This window comes from Salmonirosea aquatica, from assembly GCF_009296315.1.
Lineage (GTDB): Bacteria > Bacteroidota > Bacteroidia > Cytophagales > Spirosomataceae > Salmonirosea > Salmonirosea aquatica.
In genome coordinates this window covers 1211711-1228994 of the sequence record NZ_WHLY01000002.1, presented here as the reverse complement: position 1 = coordinate 1228994, position 17284 = coordinate 1211711, and the positions used below count along the sequence as shown (strand labels likewise).

The 17284-nt window shown below is 50.1% G+C and carries 15 protein-coding genes; 3 read left to right on the top strand and 12 right to left on the bottom strand.

Features of this window, described 5'->3' with window-relative positions:
- Positions 1 to 25: 25 nt before the first annotated feature.
- From GBK04_RS06270 to GBK04_RS06255, 4 genes are all read right to left on the bottom strand, one after another.
- The gene (locus GBK04_RS06270) at positions 26 to 541 is read right to left on the bottom strand and encodes a GtrA family protein (RefSeq protein ID WP_373330754.1); all 516 of its coding nucleotides are present in this window, start codon (positions 539 to 541) and stop codon (positions 26 to 28) included.
- Between the two features lie 158 nt (positions 542 to 699).
- A complete protein-coding gene (locus GBK04_RS06265) occupies positions 700 to 1146 on the bottom strand; it encodes a copper resistance protein NlpE (protein WP_152757862.1) in 447 nt (148 codons plus the stop codon).
- 17 nt (positions 1147 to 1163) lie between these two features.
- On the bottom strand, positions 1164 to 1691 hold the full coding sequence (locus GBK04_RS06260) for a hypothetical protein (protein ID WP_152757860.1): 528 nt from the start codon (positions 1689 to 1691) through the stop codon (positions 1164 to 1166).
- A gap of 191 nt (positions 1692 to 1882) precedes the next feature.
- Positions 1883 to 2554: a porin family protein gene (locus tag GBK04_RS06255; protein ID WP_152757858.1), complete on the bottom strand. Its 672-nt coding sequence runs from the start codon at positions 2552 to 2554 to the stop codon at positions 1883 to 1885.
- A 343-nt stretch (positions 2555 to 2897) separates the two neighbouring features.
- Here GBK04_RS06255 and leuS point away from each other — a divergent pair, with 343 nt between their 5' ends.
- Entirely contained in the window at positions 2898 to 5708 is a 2811-nt protein-coding gene (leuS, locus tag GBK04_RS06250; protein WP_152757857.1) for a leucine--tRNA ligase, read from the top strand.
- 72 nt (positions 5709 to 5780) lie between these two features.
- Here the strand turns inward: leuS and GBK04_RS06245 are convergent, their stop codons facing one another.
- Positions 5781 to 6161, bottom strand: a complete 381-nt coding sequence (locus GBK04_RS06245; protein WP_152757855.1) for a T9SS type A sorting domain-containing protein — start codon at positions 6159 to 6161, stop codon at positions 5781 to 5783.
- A 216-nt stretch (positions 6162 to 6377) separates the two neighbouring features.
- Between GBK04_RS06245 and GBK04_RS06240 the strand changes: the two genes are divergently transcribed.
- A complete protein-coding gene (locus tag GBK04_RS06240; protein WP_373330753.1) occupies positions 6378 to 7247 on the top strand; it encodes a glycerophosphodiester phosphodiesterase family protein in 870 nt (289 codons plus the stop codon).
- A gap of 15 nt (positions 7248 to 7262) precedes the next feature.
- Here the strand turns inward: GBK04_RS06240 and GBK04_RS06235 are convergent, their stop codons facing one another.
- The 4 genes from GBK04_RS06235 to GBK04_RS06220 all read right to left on the bottom strand — a co-directional run bounded on the left by GBK04_RS06235 (position 7263) and on the right by GBK04_RS06220 (position 13457).
- Positions 7263 to 7925, bottom strand: a complete 663-nt coding sequence (locus tag GBK04_RS06235; RefSeq protein WP_152757853.1) for a hypothetical protein — start codon at positions 7923 to 7925, stop codon at positions 7263 to 7265.
- Positions 7926 to 8020: 95 nt separating this feature from the next.
- Positions 8021 to 9583, bottom strand: coding sequence for a GNAT family N-acetyltransferase (locus GBK04_RS06230; RefSeq protein WP_152757851.1), 1563 nt, complete (start codon positions 9581 to 9583; stop codon positions 8021 to 8023).
- Between the two features lie 374 nt (positions 9584 to 9957).
- Positions 9958 to 10785: a CHRD domain-containing protein gene (locus GBK04_RS06225; protein ID WP_152757849.1), complete on the bottom strand. Its 828-nt coding sequence runs from the start codon at positions 10783 to 10785 to the stop codon at positions 9958 to 9960.
- Between the two features lie 404 nt (positions 10786 to 11189).
- A complete protein-coding gene (locus GBK04_RS06220; protein WP_152757847.1) occupies positions 11190 to 13457 on the bottom strand; it encodes a DPP IV N-terminal domain-containing protein in 2268 nt (755 codons plus the stop codon).
- Positions 13458 to 13604: 147 nt separating this feature from the next.
- Here GBK04_RS06220 and GBK04_RS06215 point away from each other — a divergent pair, with 147 nt between their 5' ends.
- Positions 13605 to 14498 (top strand): metallophosphoesterase family protein, encoded by an 894-nt coding sequence (locus tag GBK04_RS06215; protein WP_152757845.1) that lies wholly within the window; start codon positions 13605 to 13607, stop codon positions 14496 to 14498.
- Positions 14499 to 14578: 80 nt separating this feature from the next.
- On the opposite strand, the gene GBK04_RS06210 is transcribed toward GBK04_RS06215, so the two are convergent.
- The 3 genes from GBK04_RS06210 to GBK04_RS06200 form a co-directional block, all read right to left on the bottom strand.
- Positions 14579 to 14875 (bottom strand): hypothetical protein, encoded by a 297-nt coding sequence (locus GBK04_RS06210; RefSeq protein ID WP_152757843.1) that lies wholly within the window; start codon positions 14873 to 14875, stop codon positions 14579 to 14581.
- Positions 14876 to 15099: 224 nt separating this feature from the next.
- A complete protein-coding gene (locus tag GBK04_RS06205) occupies positions 15100 to 16863 on the bottom strand; it encodes a M56 family metallopeptidase (RefSeq protein WP_152757841.1) in 1764 nt (587 codons plus the stop codon).
- A 48-nt stretch (positions 16864 to 16911) separates the two neighbouring features.
- On the bottom strand, positions 16912 to 17280 hold the full coding sequence (locus GBK04_RS06200) for a BlaI/MecI/CopY family transcriptional regulator (protein ID WP_152757839.1): 369 nt from the start codon (positions 17278 to 17280) through the stop codon (positions 16912 to 16914).
- Positions 17281 to 17284 lie beyond the last annotated feature (4 nt).

Genomic DNA, 17284 nt, shown 5'->3' with positions numbered 1-17284 from the left:
AATCCGAAATACTGCAGCCGACCCTCTATTTAATAAGTGTTTTCAGGCGGTCGTAAAAGCCGGTACTTTGAAAAGTAAAGGTTTTGTGCAAGGTATAGTTGCTGATAAAGCTACATCCCATGCCAAACACATAGCAAATCAATCCAGTGACATCAACTATCTTCTTGGAATGCGGGATTTGATATTCGATCAGATCAAAATTGGAGTTGGCAATGAATACGGCAAATCGAACGGCCAAATCCATCACAAAGCCTGAGAAAATCGCAACCATCACAAACTTCACCATTTCACGGCGGGTTTGATTGGTGCGGCGGGCGTCAAAGGCAAAAAATTTGGTAAGTACAAAGCCCACTCCGAACGAAACAATATAAGAGGGCCAAACCGACTGAGTTAGCGTTAAATCAAACCAGTCCTGAATCAAACTGCTGCACACCAACTGGACAATAGCACCCGTACCGGCAACCAGAAAATAAGCAATTAGGTCTTTACGATTGAGGAATTTAGTTCTTGACTCGGTTGACATTACGGCGCTCTGTTTCATAGGCGGTGGCTGATTTGGGGCACAATAGTAAAAATAAATCCCACTGCAAACAACGTACCCGGTACGATTTTAGGATTTTGTGTTGCTTTGAGCGCACGGTTTTTGATGCATAATATAGCTTGTGGAGCGGCAAAATTTCGGGCAAGCAGATAGTACACTTATTTTTTCAATACGTAGAGATTGGCCATAGATCCTTCCACCTTTTTTCCCGACATGTCCAACTGCGTCAGGGTATTCTCACCCACAGTATATCGATTGGGGCCTTCAATGCCTTTCAGCTCAATCGTGCGACTTGATACGTCCCAGGCATAGGTACCTTTTTTTTCAAAAACGGCGCTTTCCTTTTTTCCCAGGTAGGTCGTCTTCTTTATGAAGGATTTGTCCGTGTGCAGGGTGATTTCAGTTTGTATACCCTCACAATCGGCGCAGGGAAGTACGCCTGTGTAGGTACCTGCGTAGTCGGCAGAGTCAGGCAAAGACCGATCCTGATCAGTAACCGATTGGGTGATAGTAGTATCTGTGGAATTGGATGCTGAATTGGTTGAGGAAGTACAACTTCCCAAAACAAAGGCCACAAAGCCAAGCATCAGCCAGACATTTTTCATTACGAATCCAACAGGTTTTAGTTATTAAATTTCTCAAACGATTTGGCAACATCCCGGAAGGTATTTCCCGCTACCTTGGGGCTGTCTTCCTGTTTGATCGAGCCACTGCGAAGCGCGTCGATTACCGCGCACATGGTCATACGGCTGTTGACATATTGTTGATAAAACTCATCGCTTACTGGGGTGCGTGACTTGGAGGCTTGCTCAATATACGTCTTGAGCGCGGATGAAACAGCCATCGGATTGGTGTTCTTGTTGGCTACCAGGCGATCCATAGTGGCGGCATCGGCCTGGGCCGATTGGGTGATTTTTTCGGCCAGTTGATTTTGTTTGGCCTTATCGAACTGTTGGCTTGCATAAAGCCACTGCAACTTATCCAGCGGACAGCCCTTCGACAGCAGGCTGTTGTCGGTATCCGCCGATCCTTCGACATCGACCCGGGCGTTGCCGCCTCCCATAGAGGGACTTTGGCTAGGGGAAGTGGTAGCGCATTGGCTAAGGATGCCCATACATCCTATAAAAATGAGTTTTTTGATCGTTGTCATAACCTTAATGCTTGTTTGGCAGGTTGGACAAATATCGGATAAATGTGTTTAAATGCCCGGGTACCTTAGCAGAAATCACGGAGTGTCACGCGCATTCTTGATTTATTCCCAAAAACTTGCTCACAGCAAAAAAAGAAACGGCGATCACTGTATCGTGATCGCCGTTTGTCAAAAATCAAATAATTTCTGTCTTACAGAATAGCAAAACCCAGGGTAGCCTGGAACAGGTTGCTCTTTTTGCCGAATTTGGAGGCCGTGCTGGCGTTGTTGTAGTTAATGTTGACAACATCGTTCACATTGCCCTCATAGCGCACATCCAGGCTTAGGCGTCCGAAGTCCAGTCCAATACCCGCCTGGTACCCAATCGCTACGTTATTATCAAAAGTAGCTTCGGTATTCCCTTCGGTGTACTTATTGAACGAATCGCTGATTTTTCCGCTATCCGATAAGCGGAATGAAGCTACGGGTCCCACGTTGATCCGGAAGATTTTGGCGATGCGATAACCCAACAATACAGGAATGTCCAGATTACTGAAACGCACGTCCAACTCGCCCTCATCGTTGGTTAATCCGGTCTTGTACACGTCGAATTTACCTCCTTTTTGGGAGAGCATTATTTCGGGCTGTACGTAGAACTCGCGTCCGAACCGCATGAAAATACCTCCGGCAAACCCGGTAGAACGATTGTCATTGTTTTTGAAGTCGAAGCCCGTGCTACCTGAGCCCAGTGAGAGGTCATTGCCCCGGATGTTGGATAAATTTACCCCGGCTTTAAGACCCAGGCGGAAGAAAGGATCATATTCCTGTGCTGTAGCAGCGAAACTTAGCAGTGTGGCAACCGCCACGATGAATAACTTTTTCATGGTTTGTAATTTAAAATATAAGTGATTGAGAATTGTACTAAAAATAGAATGCCATTGGGATTAGAGGGGGGTAAAAAAGAAAAGAATAGGAAAATGGGTAGGAGTTTCCCCGAATCGTTTCGCCGGAGTCAGGTAGTTTTTACTATTCGCAATTGAACCGGAAAAACAAGGAATGACGCGAGGGCAGAAGCTTCCTCTATGAAGTATTTTGGCACTGAAACCACTTTTTTGCCGGGCTTTTATGGAAGAAACACCGGTACCACGGGTGAAAACGCTAATTTTGCGCCGTCGTTCCGGGCTACCCCACGACCTTGAATCCCGTTAACATCAATCCATTAGCAGAATGAGCGAGTACAACCACCGCGTAATTGAACAAAAATGGCAACAATTCTGGGACGAGCAGCATACCAATCGCGTCGTCATCGATCCCTCCAAACCCAAGTATTACGTTTTGGACATGTTCCCCTATCCGTCGGGGGCGGGCTTGCACGTGGGACATCCGCTGGGGTACATCGCCTCGGATATTTATTCACGCTATAAGCGTCTCAAAGGCTTTAACGTATTGCATCCCATGGGGTTCGATAGCTTCGGGCTACCTGCTGAGCAGTACGCCATCCAGACGGGCCAACATCCGGCCCTGACGACCGAGCAAAATATTACCCGCTACATCGAGCAATTAAAGAATTTAGGGTTCAGCTACGACTGGAGTAGGGAGGTACGTACCTCCGATCCGGCTTATTACAAGTGGACGCAGTGGATTTTTGGAGAGTTGTTTAACAGCTGGTACAATAACAAAACCGACCGGGCTGAACCAATAGGTACCCTGACACAGGAGTTTGGTCACCGGGGCAACGGACGGGTCGATGCGCCCTGTGACGAAGATACGCCACTGTTTACGGCCGCCGAGTGGAAGGCCATGAGTGCGGACGAACAATACCGAATGACGCTTAAGTACCGCCTGACCTACGTGGCCGACGCCACCGTGAACTGGTGCGCCGGGCTGGGCTCGGTACTTTCCAATGACGAAGTGAAAGACGGCGTTTCGGAGCGCGGCGGTTTTCCGGTGGAGCAGAAACTCATGCGCCAGTGGATGATGCGCATCACGGCCTACGCGCAGCGACTGTTGGACGGCTTGGATACGATCGACTGGACGGAATCGCTCAAAGAACAGCAGCGCAACTGGATCGGCCGATCAGTGGGCGCGATGGTCAAATTCGGGGTGGAAGGGTACCCCGACCGCACCATCGAAGTTTTCACGACCCGCGTGGATACCATCTACGGCGTGACCTTCATGGTGCTGGCTCCTGAGCATGAACTGGTCGATCAGATTACGACCGAAGCGCAGAAGGCGGAAATTAAAGATTATATAGAAAGTACCAAAAAACGTTCCGAACTCGACCGCGTATCAGACGTCAAAACCGTTTCCGGCGCTTTCACCGGCGCGTACGCCATCAATCCGTTCAACGACCAAAAGGTACCTATCTACATCGCCGACTACGTGCTGGCGGGCTACGGGACGGGCGCGGTGATGGCGGTACCTTCAGGCGATCAGCGCGACTGGAATTTTGCCACGCACTTCGGCTTGCCGATCATTCCGATTCTGGACGGGCAGCAGAATATTGAAACTGAAGCCGACCCCACCAAAGAGGGTAGGTACATCAATTCCGGCATCATCAACAGCTTGTCGTACGCCGAAGCTACCCCGGTTTTGATTCAATGGATGGAAGAGCGTAACATCGGAAAAGGAAAAGTCAACTACCGGCTCCGTGATGCCGTATTCAGTCGGCAGCGCTACTGGGGCGAACCCGTACCTGTCTACTACAAAAACGATGAAAACGGCCAGCCGCTTCCCTACTTGATGCCTGAATCCGAGCTGCCGCTGGAATTACCATCCGTGGATAAGTACCTGCCCACCGAAACCGGCGAGCCACCGCTGGGCCGGGCCGAAGATTGGAAGTACCACGGAAAATATGATTACGAGCTGAGTACCATGCCTGGCTGGGCGGGCAGTAGCTGGTACTGGTACCGCTACATGGACGCCCATAATTCCCATGAATTTGCTTCCCCGGAAGCCATCGATTACTGGCGCGATGTGGACCTGTACCTCGGCGGGACCGAGCACGCCACGGGCCATTTGCTGTACAGCCGTTTCTGGAACAAATTCCTGAAAGACCGCGGCTATGTACCCGAAGAAGAGCCATTCAAGAAGCTCATCAACCAGGGGATGATTCAGGGACGGAGTAGCTTTGTGTATCGCGTGAAGGGTGATGATTATTCCAAACCTGTTTTCGTAAGTGCGGGTTTGCGGGCTCAATACGAAGTTTCCGCATTGCACGTGGATGTTAATATCGTGGAAAACGACGTGCTGGATATTGAAAAATTCAAAGCTACCCGTCCCGACATTGCGGGAGAGGGCGCTGAATTTATTCTGGAAGAGGGCAGGTACCTGTGCGGTGTGGAAGTGGAAAAGATGTCCAAGTCCAAGTTCAACGTCGTCAACCCCGACGACATCGTGGAGCGCTACGGGGCCGATACGCTGCGGCTGTACGAAATGTTCCTCGGTCCGCTCGAGCAGGCCAAACCCTGGAACACCAATGGCATCGACGGTACCTACCGCTTTATTCGCAAATTCTGGCGCTTGTTCTATAACGATGCCGGACAATGGCTCGTGAAAGACGAGGTACCTACTAAGGAAGAACTGAAGGTACTCCACAAAACCATCAAGAAGGTACAGGAAGACATCGAAAGCTTCTCGTTCAACACCGCCGTGAGTGCCTTCATGGTGTGTGTCAATGAGCTGGGTACCTTGAAATGTTTTAAGAAAAGCATCCTGACTGAGCTGGTCGTGTTGTTGTCGCCCTACGCGCCGCACATTACCGAAGAGTTGTACGCCGCCCTGGGCAATGAGCCAGGTACCCTTACCAAAGCCACTTTTCCGGTTTGGCAGCAGGAGTACGTTACCGACGATGTGTTCGAATATCCGATTCAGATCAACGGTAAGGTACGGGCTACGCTTTCGTTCGCCCTCGACACGCCACCCGCCGAGGTAGAAAAAGCCGTGCTCGCCAACGAAATCGTGCAAAAATGGCTGGATGGCAAAGCTCCAAAAAAGGTGATTGTGGTACCCAAGCGGATCGTGAACGTGGTATTATAAAAAAATCGGGAGGGGTAATGGCCCCTCCCGATTCGTCACTATTTCTCACTATACCCTTTAAAAGTTGTTGGATTACTCGAACGTCAGTGTGCGCTCGATTACCGATTTTTCGCTGGTGATGGAGAATTCTTTCACTACTTCTTCGCCTTTGCTGGCTACCATCACTTTGTATTCACCATCGTTCAGGTCTTTCAGGTTGAACTTGATGGCGGTTTTCATTTGCTTGCGGCCGATGCCTTCACGAGCCAGCACGTCGCCCTTGGCGTTGGTAATGATCACGGCGGCCGTGGCGAGTCCTTTTTTCTCGACGTTGACGTTGATGCCCCCGTCGATGTTTTTGTAAATCACCGTAGCGAAGGTGGTGGGTTTTTTAGCGCTTTCGCCAGGACCGGCAAATGCTACTGTAGTACCAAGCGCCAAAGCGCAGATAAGGGATTTGAATGAATTTTTCATGGCTTTTTGTTTTTTAAGTTTTGGCTAATATTTGTCGTTATTGACTCTACAAAGGTGGGGTATAGGAAGGTACTATGTAATACAAAGTACAGGAACGGAAAATTGAAAGGATGAGTGGTGTAGAAAGGGGAGAATAGTAATTTAAAGGCATACGAACTTGTCGGCCCGGTCGTTGGACTGGTAGTCAAGTGTGGTACAACCGTAATACAATTGGGAGTGAAATTTGTCAAATGGGGCGCCGTTGTAGTCGGCTTGGTAGCGGGAATATGCGGATGTTCATCCCGCAATCATTTGCTGATCAATAACTTATCGAATTATCTTCAATACAGCAGCCATAAAACCCCCATAATCAGCGCCCACCGGGGCGGGGGTACCTATGCGGGCTATCCCGAAAATTGCCTCGAATCGTTCGGCTACCTGGCCCGACAGATGCCCGTTGTCATCGAGTGCGATATTTCTATTACGAAGGATAGTATACTGCTGATGATGCATGACGACACCTACGAGCGCACGAGTACCGGTACCGGCAAAGTCAGCGAGCAGACCTGGACCTACGCCCAAACGCTTTTTCTGGAAGATCACCGTGGTGTTGCTACCAAGTACCGCATTCCCACGCTGGATGAAGTGTTGAAATGGGGGAATGGAAAAGTTATCTACACGCTGGACGTCAAGAAAGACGTACCCTACCGCTGGGTAGTGGAAGCTGTGCAAAATGCCAAAGCTGAAAACTACGCCGCGATTATTACCTACACCGCCACTCAGGCCGAACTCGTGCATCGCCTGGACCGCCGACTGATGATTTCGGTTACCATCCGAAATCGGGAGGAGTACGACCGCCTGCACGCGGCGGGCATTCCCGACAACCGTATGATTGCCTTCGTGGGTACCCGCGAACCCCCGGCGGACCTCTACGAGTTCCTACACAAAAAAAAGATCATGACGATTCTGGGTACCTTGGGTAATCTGGATGGCATGGCCGAAGCCCGGGGCGATGGTACCTACCGCCGGTTTGTGGAGAATGGCGCTGATGTCCTTTCGACCGACCGGCCCCTGGAAGCCGGACGGGCGCTCAATCTGATCAGGTAGAGAATGGGTAACGAACTACTGCTCCAGTTTGGTTAACAAAGCAATGACATCTTTCTCCGAACGTAGGTTCAGTTTCTGCTCCTGCACGATATTGCGGGCTCCCCGCTGATCCGACAATTTAGCAAGCAGACTCCTTTCGTTGAGCTTTATCGGCACGAGTGACCCATCGAGGCTTTGCAGGAAAAGGTCATCGCCCTTGGTGTATTCGTAGTCGTACTGTACGTTTTCATTATAGCCATTGCGCTCTACCGGATCGAGCCGGGCGGTATAGCGGCGCAGTAGTTTGGTTTTGCCATCGTACAGGGCTTGATAATATTGACTCTTTACCCGTACGAACGTCAGGTCGTTGATCATGAACGATTCAGGGTAAATCTGTTTCTCACCGTCGGCCAGACTTACGACGGCGTAATCCTCCATAACATTGTAGTTAATTAACAGAGCCAGCGACCGATTGTTCCGATAAGGAATGCTACCCTGTTGCCATTTGTTAAACAGAAAGGGCGAACCCTTGATGGCTACCGTACGGTAGCTGTTCTGCTGACCATTGAGGCGGTAGTCGTATAGTTCGGCCCGATATTCGTAGCGGTGAATGTCGGTAATGGAATCGTAGGCGATTTCTTTCTGCGCCCAGGTGGGCGCAGTGATCAAGGCGACAAACAGACAGATAAAATTTTTCATAGCCAAAGTATTTAAAAGGATGCCTTTCACAAATATACAAAAAAAGGAGGGAAAACTATTTCCCTCCTTTTTGCACCACATTGCTAATCAAAGAATTACTCGGCCACTCCTTCGGTCGCTAGCACGACTTTAGGTTTAGGCTTGGACTTCTTACGCATCACCACGTCGTAGAGATCGGTGCGGCGGTCTTTCATAATCTGTACCGACCCGTGCTCATGCAATTCTTTCAATTGCAATAGGTCCACATCCACGATCAGCATGATCTCGGTATTCGCGGTAGCTTCGGCCTTGATCGTGTTGGTGGGAAACTGGAAGTCCGACGGCGTAAACACCGCCGACTGCGCGTAGTGGATATCCATATTCTCGACGCGGGGTAGGTTACCCACACAGCCCGAAATGGCCACATAGCATTCGTTCTCGATGGCCCGCGCCATCGCACAGTTTCGTACGCGCATGTAGCCGTTCTGGGTATCAGTCAGGAAGGGTACAAACAGGATTTCCATACCCTGCCGGGCCAGCAGGCGGCTCAGCTCGGGGAATTCCACGTCGTAGCAAATTACAATCCCGATCTTGCCGCAGTCGGTATCGAACACCCGTACCTCATCGCCACCTACCATACCGTAGTGGCGTACCTCGTTGGGGGTAATGTGGATTTTACGAAATTCCTCGCTCGTGCCATCGCGGCGGTAGAGGTAGGCAGCATTGTACAGCTTGTCGTCCTCGACCAAAGGCATGCTGCCTCCCACAATATTGACATTGTAAGATATGGCGAACTCCTGCATTTTCTTTCGCACCACATCGGTATAGTCGGCCAGTTTACGGACCGCCTGGGGTTCGGGCATGTCGTTGAACTGTTCGAGCAGCGGCATGTTGAAGAACTCAGGAAACTGGATAAAATCAGCCTTGTAGGAACTCACGGCATCCACAAAGAACTCTACCTGCTCGAAGAAGGCGTTTACATCCTTGAAGAGGCGCATCTGCCACTGTACTACCCCAATGCGGATAATCGAGTCCGAAGGGTTGGTTCGCTTCTTGCCGGGTTGGAAATAGATGTTGTTCCATTCCAGCAGGGTAGCATAGTCCTTCGATTCGGTATCGCCGGGTAGGTAGCTGTTGAGTACCTTGCGCACGTGAAAGTCATTGGCCAGCTGGAAAGTCAGCGTCGGATCGTACAGTTCACGTCGTTTAACTTTATCGATGTATTCCTTGGGAGTCAACTCGTGGGCGTACGTATTGTAGTTCGGAATCCGGCCTCCGGCCACAATGCTTCGCAGATTGAGCCGCTCGCATAACTCCTTGCGGGCGTCGTAAAGGCGGCGACCCAGGCGCATGTCGCGGTACTCGGGATGCACGAACACCTCGATGCCATATAGCACATCGCCCTTGGGATCGTGGGTTTTGAAAGTATAGTCGCCCGTTACTTCCGCGTAGGTATGTTCGTCTCCGAATTTGTCGTATTTGATAATAATCGACAGTGCCACGGCTACTACTTTGCCGTCCACTTCCACACAAATTTGCCCTTCGGGAAATTTGCCCAGCAGTGAATCAATTTTATCCTTACGCCAGTACTCACCGCCAATACCCTGGTAGGCTTCGATCATGGCGGCCTTCAGGTCTTTGTAATCTTCTTCGACGAGTTCTCTGTTTATTATTTTCATAAATGAATTCTGAATTATTGATGGGTATGTTGGAAAAAACGTCCCGCGTGGATCATGACCGTGCTGGCAGACGAAGGGGTAAAACGTATCGTATAAGATCGAGCAAAAACGATAGAATCACCCACAAAACATTGCCAAGGAAAAGGAGGTTTGCCCAAACAGATGAAAAAACAAAAATAAATGCTGCTTGGCGAGACGGGAGGTACCCCTGATTTATACAAAAATACGCAAATCGGCCTTGAATGTCAAACTTTGCCAGTCCTGCCCGATGGGATTAAAATGGGCCCAGGTACCCCCTGCTAACCGAAAATGAGAAGAGCAGGCCATCTCCCGCGATCCGGGAGATGGCCTGCTCTAAAAATATATTAAAGGAGTTATAATTCGATTTGCCCGCGGATTTCTCCGCCCGGATTGGTGGCCGTATGAAAATTGAAATAGTACAAGCCATTCATCAGATCGGCCTCCTGCGCGGCTGTCAGGACGACCGAACCATTTACCGCACCGGAGGTAGAAGCCGGGAGGCCCGAGAAGGGGAACAGAACGGGGGCGTTGGCGCCCCGAGCAGCGTTGCCATGAATGTGACCCATCGTCGGATTGCCCGACAGGTTACTGTACGTCACGTAGTAGCTCAGCCGCTTGGTGTTTTTGTTGTAAGAAACATCGCCGCTGCCAGTACCGGAACCTGGTTTGGCAGGTACTTCCTGATCACCGCTCAGCGGTATTCCCTTTTTGCTGACATTAAAGCTCAGATTATAAAATTCGATCTGTCCCCGAATTTCGCCAGCAGGATAGGCCGCCGTGTGGAAATTGAAGTAAAAAAGCCCGTTCAGAAGATCAGTTTCCTGCGCCGCTGTTAGCGTAGCCGTACCATTCACGGTACCTGATGTAGCGTTGGGGATGCCGGTGAAGGGGAACAACACCGGAGCATTGGTACCACGCGGGGCACTGCCGTGAATATGGCCCATCGTGGGAGCACTCGTAAGGTTGCTGAACGACACGATGTAGGTCAACACCCTCGTGCTCTTATCATAGGAAACAATGGCGTTGCCGGTAGCCGGACTATTGATCTGGCCGGGTTCCTGAAAGGTACTCAGGGGTAGGTCATTCTGCGTGATAATGTTGCCGCCTAAATCATGATCCTGGCAGGCTGTGAAGAGGGCGATCAGAGCTAGTAGAGGGAAGAGTTTGGAGATAGTTTTCATAGGTAGATTCGTGTTTAGTATGATAAGGGAAACAGAAAAAGTAAAGATATGTTTAATAAGTTTTCATATTTCTTAGTGACTAAAATAAAGCTAGTTATAAAAGAATAATCTACCCTGTTTTGAAAACAGAACGGGACGGAAAGATCATACGCACAATGATCTTTCCGCCCCGTTTTATAATCTTAAAAATAACGCTAGACCTCGGTCTGTTCCTGGATGATGTTGAGCAGTAAAGCAGGAATAACGCTGCCGCTGTAATTTACTAATCCGATGAAATAAAATCCTCCTATCAGCTCTGATTCCTTAAAGGGTACCCCATTTACCGAAACATAACCCAAAAGAGAATTGAAAGCAGGATATTTTACGATATAATAAAGGGGGAATAAAAGAGATATGCGATGCCGCTATTCTTGCGACAAGCTAGTCCAGGCGGGAGGTTCCACGCCCATTAAGTGCCTTACGAAGAAGTCGCGCCGCTTGCGTTCACCGTATTCGCCCCCGGAGGAGTGCGCCATATTGGGTACCATCAAAAAATCAAAGTCCTTATCGGCTTTCACCAGGGCATTGACCAACTGCATCGTAGAGGCAGGATCGACATTGTCGTCCACCTCACCCAGAATCAGCAGCAGTTTTCCTTTCAAATTGGCCGCGTGAGTCACATTGGAACAATCGGCGTAATGTGGACCAATGGGGTACCCCATCCATTGCTCGTTCCACCATATTTTATCCATGCGATTGTCGTGGCAGCCGCAGGAGGATACGCCTACCTTATAAAAATCAGGATAGAACAGTAGCGCGCCGGTGGAGCTTTGCCCGCCGGCCGAAGTACCATAAATCCCCACACGGTCGAGATCCAGGTAGGGGTACTTTTTGGCCGCAGCCTGCATCCACAGCATCCGGTCGGGTAGACCTGCATCTTTCAGGTTCTGCCAGCACACGTTGTGGAAAGCTTTGGAGCGTTGCGAGGTACCCATACCGTCGAGCTGCACCACGATGAATCCCAGCTCGGCCAGCTCGAACATGGAGCGGTTGTTGGTCATGAACGACTTCGGAGCGAAGGCACTGTGCGGACCCGCGTAGATATTCTCGATGACGGGGTACCTTTTGGTCGAATCAAAATTCGTGGGGCGAATAATGATCCCCCAGATGTCGGTCTTGCCATCGCGACCCTTGGCCACAAACGATTCAGGCGCCCGCCAGCCTACCTTCGTCCATTCCGACGCATCGGCCTTTTCGAGTTCCATCACCACCGAACCATCGGTACTACGCCGCAGTACCGTCACCGGCGGCAGATCCACGCGGGAGTAGCTATCCACAAAATAGGCAAAATCGGGCGAGAACGTGGCGGCGTGATTGGCGTCTTCGGTCGTCAGGGCAGTCAGACCCGAACCATCGAAATTGATGCGAAAGTACTGAACAAAGTAGGGGTCCTGCTGCGGGTTGACGCTTCCGGCGGCAAACAGAATGGTACGCTTTTTCTCATCGACGTGTATGACATTCCGCACCACCCAGTTGCCCCGGGTAATCTGATTTTTTACCTGTCCAGAGGTACCATCGTATAGGTACAGGTGATTCCAGCCATCGCGTTCCGACGCCCATATAATCTCTTTGCCATCGGCTATATCCTGGCGAAAACGTTTGCCGCTGTAATCGATGAAAGTCGGACTTTTTTCCTCGATCAAAGGCTGGATGGTACCATCGGCGGCGTTTACTTCCAGCACCCGATAGAGCTGATGCCCGCGTTGGTTATACTCGAATGTGAAGGCGCGGCTGTCCTCACGCCATTCCATCCGTGAGAGGCTGTATTGCTGCGCAAATAGCGCGTCGTCGATGGACAGGTGCTTTTTCTCTTCTACCCAAAAGAGCTGCGGCCTCCGCACGGGCAAGGCATCACCAGGTTTAAGGTACTCCCGGTTTTCAAGTTTGGGCTGGAGCTGGTCGTCGGGTGAGGAGCGCACGAAATAAATGAGGTGCTTTTCGTTAGGACGGATTTTGTTGGTCACGAGCTTTTTTGAATCCGGTGACCAGCGCACGTAGCCCGAATAATACTCACCTTCCGAACCATCGAAACTGAGCTGGCTTTCTTCCTGCGTCTTTTCAGTACGTACGTATAGGTTGTGGTTTTTTATGTAGGCTGTGCGGGTACTGTCGGGCGAGAACACGGGTTTGGCCGACTTTTCGTCGTCGCTGTTGGCCCAGTAACGGCGTTCATCGGTAGGAATCGGGTCTTTTTTGGTAAGGCTGTTATTGGCCAGGTTATAGGTCCAGGTGAAACGCTCAGCCCTGAACTCGATTTCCCGGTCGTCCTGGATGTAGGCAAGTCGTGCAAGGGGTAGGTTGTAGGGATCGATTTTCGACTGCGTCAGTTCCGAAAGTTTATTGGCCAGTTTTTCATGATCAAAAGCCACCAGCCGTTGCTTTTTGGCCGGATTGACCGCCATGTACTCTTTGCCACGTGGTGTCTGGATCGCGTACCAGAGCCATTTCCCACTTGCCGACCACGCCATAGCCTGGGGGGCATGGTACACGTTGTCTTTCAATTGCTTTTTTAATTTTTCGGCCCGCTGGTAGTCCTCCAGCCGTCCCTGTCCATGGACAAGCGCGTGGCAGGCCACCAGCAGGATGCAGACAAGGGAAAAGCTACGGAGGGTGCTGAGTAAAGTAGGCTTCATGGAAATGCTGATCTTGGTTTTTGGGTAAATTTAAAAGAATCTCTCAAGATTGCCAGACAGGCAGCATTAACGATTGTGCAGGTAGTAGTAATGGGCGGAAATACACTTTTAAGTATAGTTTCTTAGTTAGTGCTACCTCTCGAAATCATGCCCCAGATTTTTTATAACCACGGCCGACGTACTTTTCTGAAATCATCCGCCCAGGCAGCAAGTGTATTGACCGCCTACGGAATGGGCCTGACTTCCGTTCTGGGAGCTGGCAAAGCCGATGAAACATTGCTGGCCCTGCTGTCGGATACCCACGTTTCCGAAGATCCCCAAAATGAATACCGGGGTTTCTTTCCATTCAAAAACCTGCAGACTGTGGTACCCCAGGTACTGGCGGCCCGTCCTGATGCCGTGCTAATCAACGGCGATGTCGCTCGCCTGACCGGCGAGAAAGCCGATTATCAGCAAGCCAAAGGGCTGCTGACTCCGCTAGCCAGCCAGAAGCCCATCTACATGACACTGGGCAACCACGACCACCGTGAAAATATCCTGGAAGTTTTTTCGACTCCCAAAGAAATGCAGGATTTGAAAGACAAACGCGTACTGGTGATCGAACAGCCCACTACCCGCTTCGTACTGCTCGACTCGCTGCTGTTCACGAACAAAACGCCCGGACTGCTGGGGCAAAGCCAGCGTACCTGGCTGGGAGAGTACCTTAAACAGTCGTATACTAAGCCGACAGTGCTTTTTGTGCACCACACCCTGTCAGATGCGGACAGTGCCTTGCTGGATACGGACAAGTTTTTTCAGATCATCCAGCCTCATCGGCAAGTGAAAGCCGTGTTTTATGGCCATTCGCATGAGTACAAGTACAGTACCCTGGATGGCATTCATTTGGTCAATCAACCCGCGGTAGGTTATAATTTCGCGGATGAGGAGCCCGTGGGCTGGCTATCGGGTAAGTTTCGCAAAGAGGGGGCCGAACTCACGCTGCACGCTTTTGCCGGTAACAGGAAGGACGATGAAAAAACGGTTTCGCTCAAGTGGCGTTAATATGGGTCGTATACCAAAAAACGAAAAAAGGAAGAGCGTTCGCTCTTCCTTTTTCGTTTGAATTTCATGGCTGTGAATTCTTACTTGTCTTTTTCGAACCCTTCCATTTTCACGAGCTTGTTGTAAAGTCCCAACATCAGGAATGAAGGTGCCCATTGGCCCACAAAAGTAGAATCCTTGTCTTTGCCCAGGATTTTGAACGCGGCCGAAACGGCCATCGAACCCAGGGCAGCCCATAGGAATACATCAGAAGGTACCCGTGCCGTGTAATCTTCAATGGCTGCCGCCACCGGTCCTTCTTTATGGTCGGGGTTATAGTTATTGACTTTGTCTTTTACTTCTTTGGCTTTCTCTTTCACTTGTTCGGTAGCTTCCATGGTGTTTCGTTTGTTTTAGTTAGTTGATAGGTACCCAGTAAATAATCTGTTTTGGGCGATTGTTTCAAATTTCTCAAGATTTCTTAGGTACCCATGACCTATTCTTTTTCCGAACTAATCAAAAAAGTATTCCAATACCAGGCCACTCGGTTTATCCGCGTGAGTATGTAAGTGGAACCCCACCACAGCGGGTGAAAATTCAACAAGAACGAGGAAACAACGAATCAGTTGGTGTAGATCATAATGTATTTTTTATCCTGCCGATCTTCTCCAATGACTATCTGTTTTACCTTGTCAAAAAGAAGGGTATTCAACTCTTGCATGCTTGATAGTTGGCCGTCCAGATAGAAGACCGCCCCCATGTTCCTGCCCGTTATTTGAAGTTTATTATCGATGGATTTGCCTACCCCCAACTTTTCGAGTTTTTCAGCCTGATTCTTTCCTTCAAAAAATGCACTAGGGTAACTGGCTCTACCCATTTGGATTCCCTTTTCATCGAACTCTTTCATGAGTTTGTCTTCAACATACTCCGACTCATGCGCCTTTTTGAGGGCCAAAGCTTCCTGATAGTTCTGATTATAGCGCGAAAGCAAGGGCTCAGGGGGCAATTGACCCAGACCTACCCCACCCCCAAGCACGTACCCCGAGTACCCTTTGATGGGCGAGTATGCATCATCACTGCTGTTGTTTCCTGTACCCGAAGATCCGCCGCCCCCCGAAATAGTGTGTACCACAATGCTGGTAATGAACTGCTGCATGGGATCATATTTCAGTTCGTTTATACTCATTTTGGCCCCAAACTTGTTGAAATCTCCCTTTATTACACTGATTTCATCCCAAGTAGCTGTGGCCGGAATGGTCCAAAAAAGCGTATCACCTTTCATTTGAGTCCATTTGCTTTTGGTTGCAGAGGCGGTGTCGGACTGGGGTACCCTGGCTTCCTGAGCAACGGGTTCGACTACTTTCTCTGGAAGAATTGGGGACGGTGTTTCCGCTTGGGGTACCCCCTTTGTAGTCTCAGTCTCAGTCATGAGTGCATCAACGACGGGCTGCATTGCCTCAGGTACCGCAACCACAATCTTACTTTTGTAGGGAGCCACAAAGGCCGAGGATAGGTACAGCGTGGCGAGCAGGCAGGCGTACTTCCCGGCTACCCAGTAGTTGGATGGTTTTCGGTTCATCATTTTGATACGTTTTTTGAGTAAGGATTGGGCAAAGGAGTTGGTCAGAGGTGGTTCGTTGGTGCGCATCACCGTTTTCAGCAGACTCACCTGGTAGTACTTTCTTTCAAATCCGTGATCCAGTACGGCCCGGTCGGCCAGATATTCCAGATTCTCCTGCACCAGCCGCTGATGCATCCAGGCAAACGGGTTGAACCACAAAAGGATGCGCTGGATTTCAGCCAATAACAGATCCAGGCTGTGGCCCTTGCGGGCGTGCTCGAATTCGTGCAAAAGAATGTGCTGTAATTCAGCTGGAGTATGTTTTTCGGGATTGCAGACCACCCAATGAAAAAACGAGAAAGGGGACAGGGTACCTTTATGCCGTAACATGCTCACGCCGTTCTCGAGTCGCTCGACCGGATGCCGCCAAAGCATGCGAAACAGACCCCCCAAGTGGTACAATAGACGTGCAAGCATGATGCCGGCCCCTACGAGGTATATTAATAAAAGCCAGTCGGCTAGTTCCCATACGGGGGTACCTTGGGTACCCGTTGAAACCGGTTCCAAGGAGATTGCTGCAATAGGCGGCGCTACCGTTGGTACGGCATTGACGATTTCGGGTAGGGTACGGTGAAATTCCTGCTGTACCTCCACGGGTCCCCAACTTGCCAGCGGAATCCACGGCAACGACCAGGCCGCTAATACATTCAGCCACAGCAAAGCGCGGTTAATTCCCGAAAATGTTTCGAACTGAATTAGCCAGCGGTAGCCCAATGTCAGGGCTGCCAGCAACAGGCTTACTTTGAGTAGATAGTATAGTAACATGGAAATGGTGAGTTTAGGATGAACGGAATGCCGCAGAATTTTGCGCCGCTACGGATTCTCTTCGATCATTTTGATGATTTCGCGCAATTCATCGGGGCTGATTTTGTCCTGTTTGGCAAAATATGCCACCAGATCTTTGTAGGAGTCGTTGAAATAGCCACTCACGACTTTGTTGAGGACAAAGTGATTCTGATAATCCTCCTTGCTGATTACTGGGTAGTATTCGTGCGTGTTGCCAAACTGCCGGTGCGCGACGTACCCCTTCTCTTCCAGATTGCGGACAATGGTCGAGAGGGTGTTGTAGTGCCAGTTAGTTGCCGCGAAGAGCGGCAGCATGTCCTTGATGAAGGCACGTTGCAGATTCCACAGCACCTGCATGACCTCCTCCTCTTTGTTGGTTAGTTTTTCTATTTCCATGCAC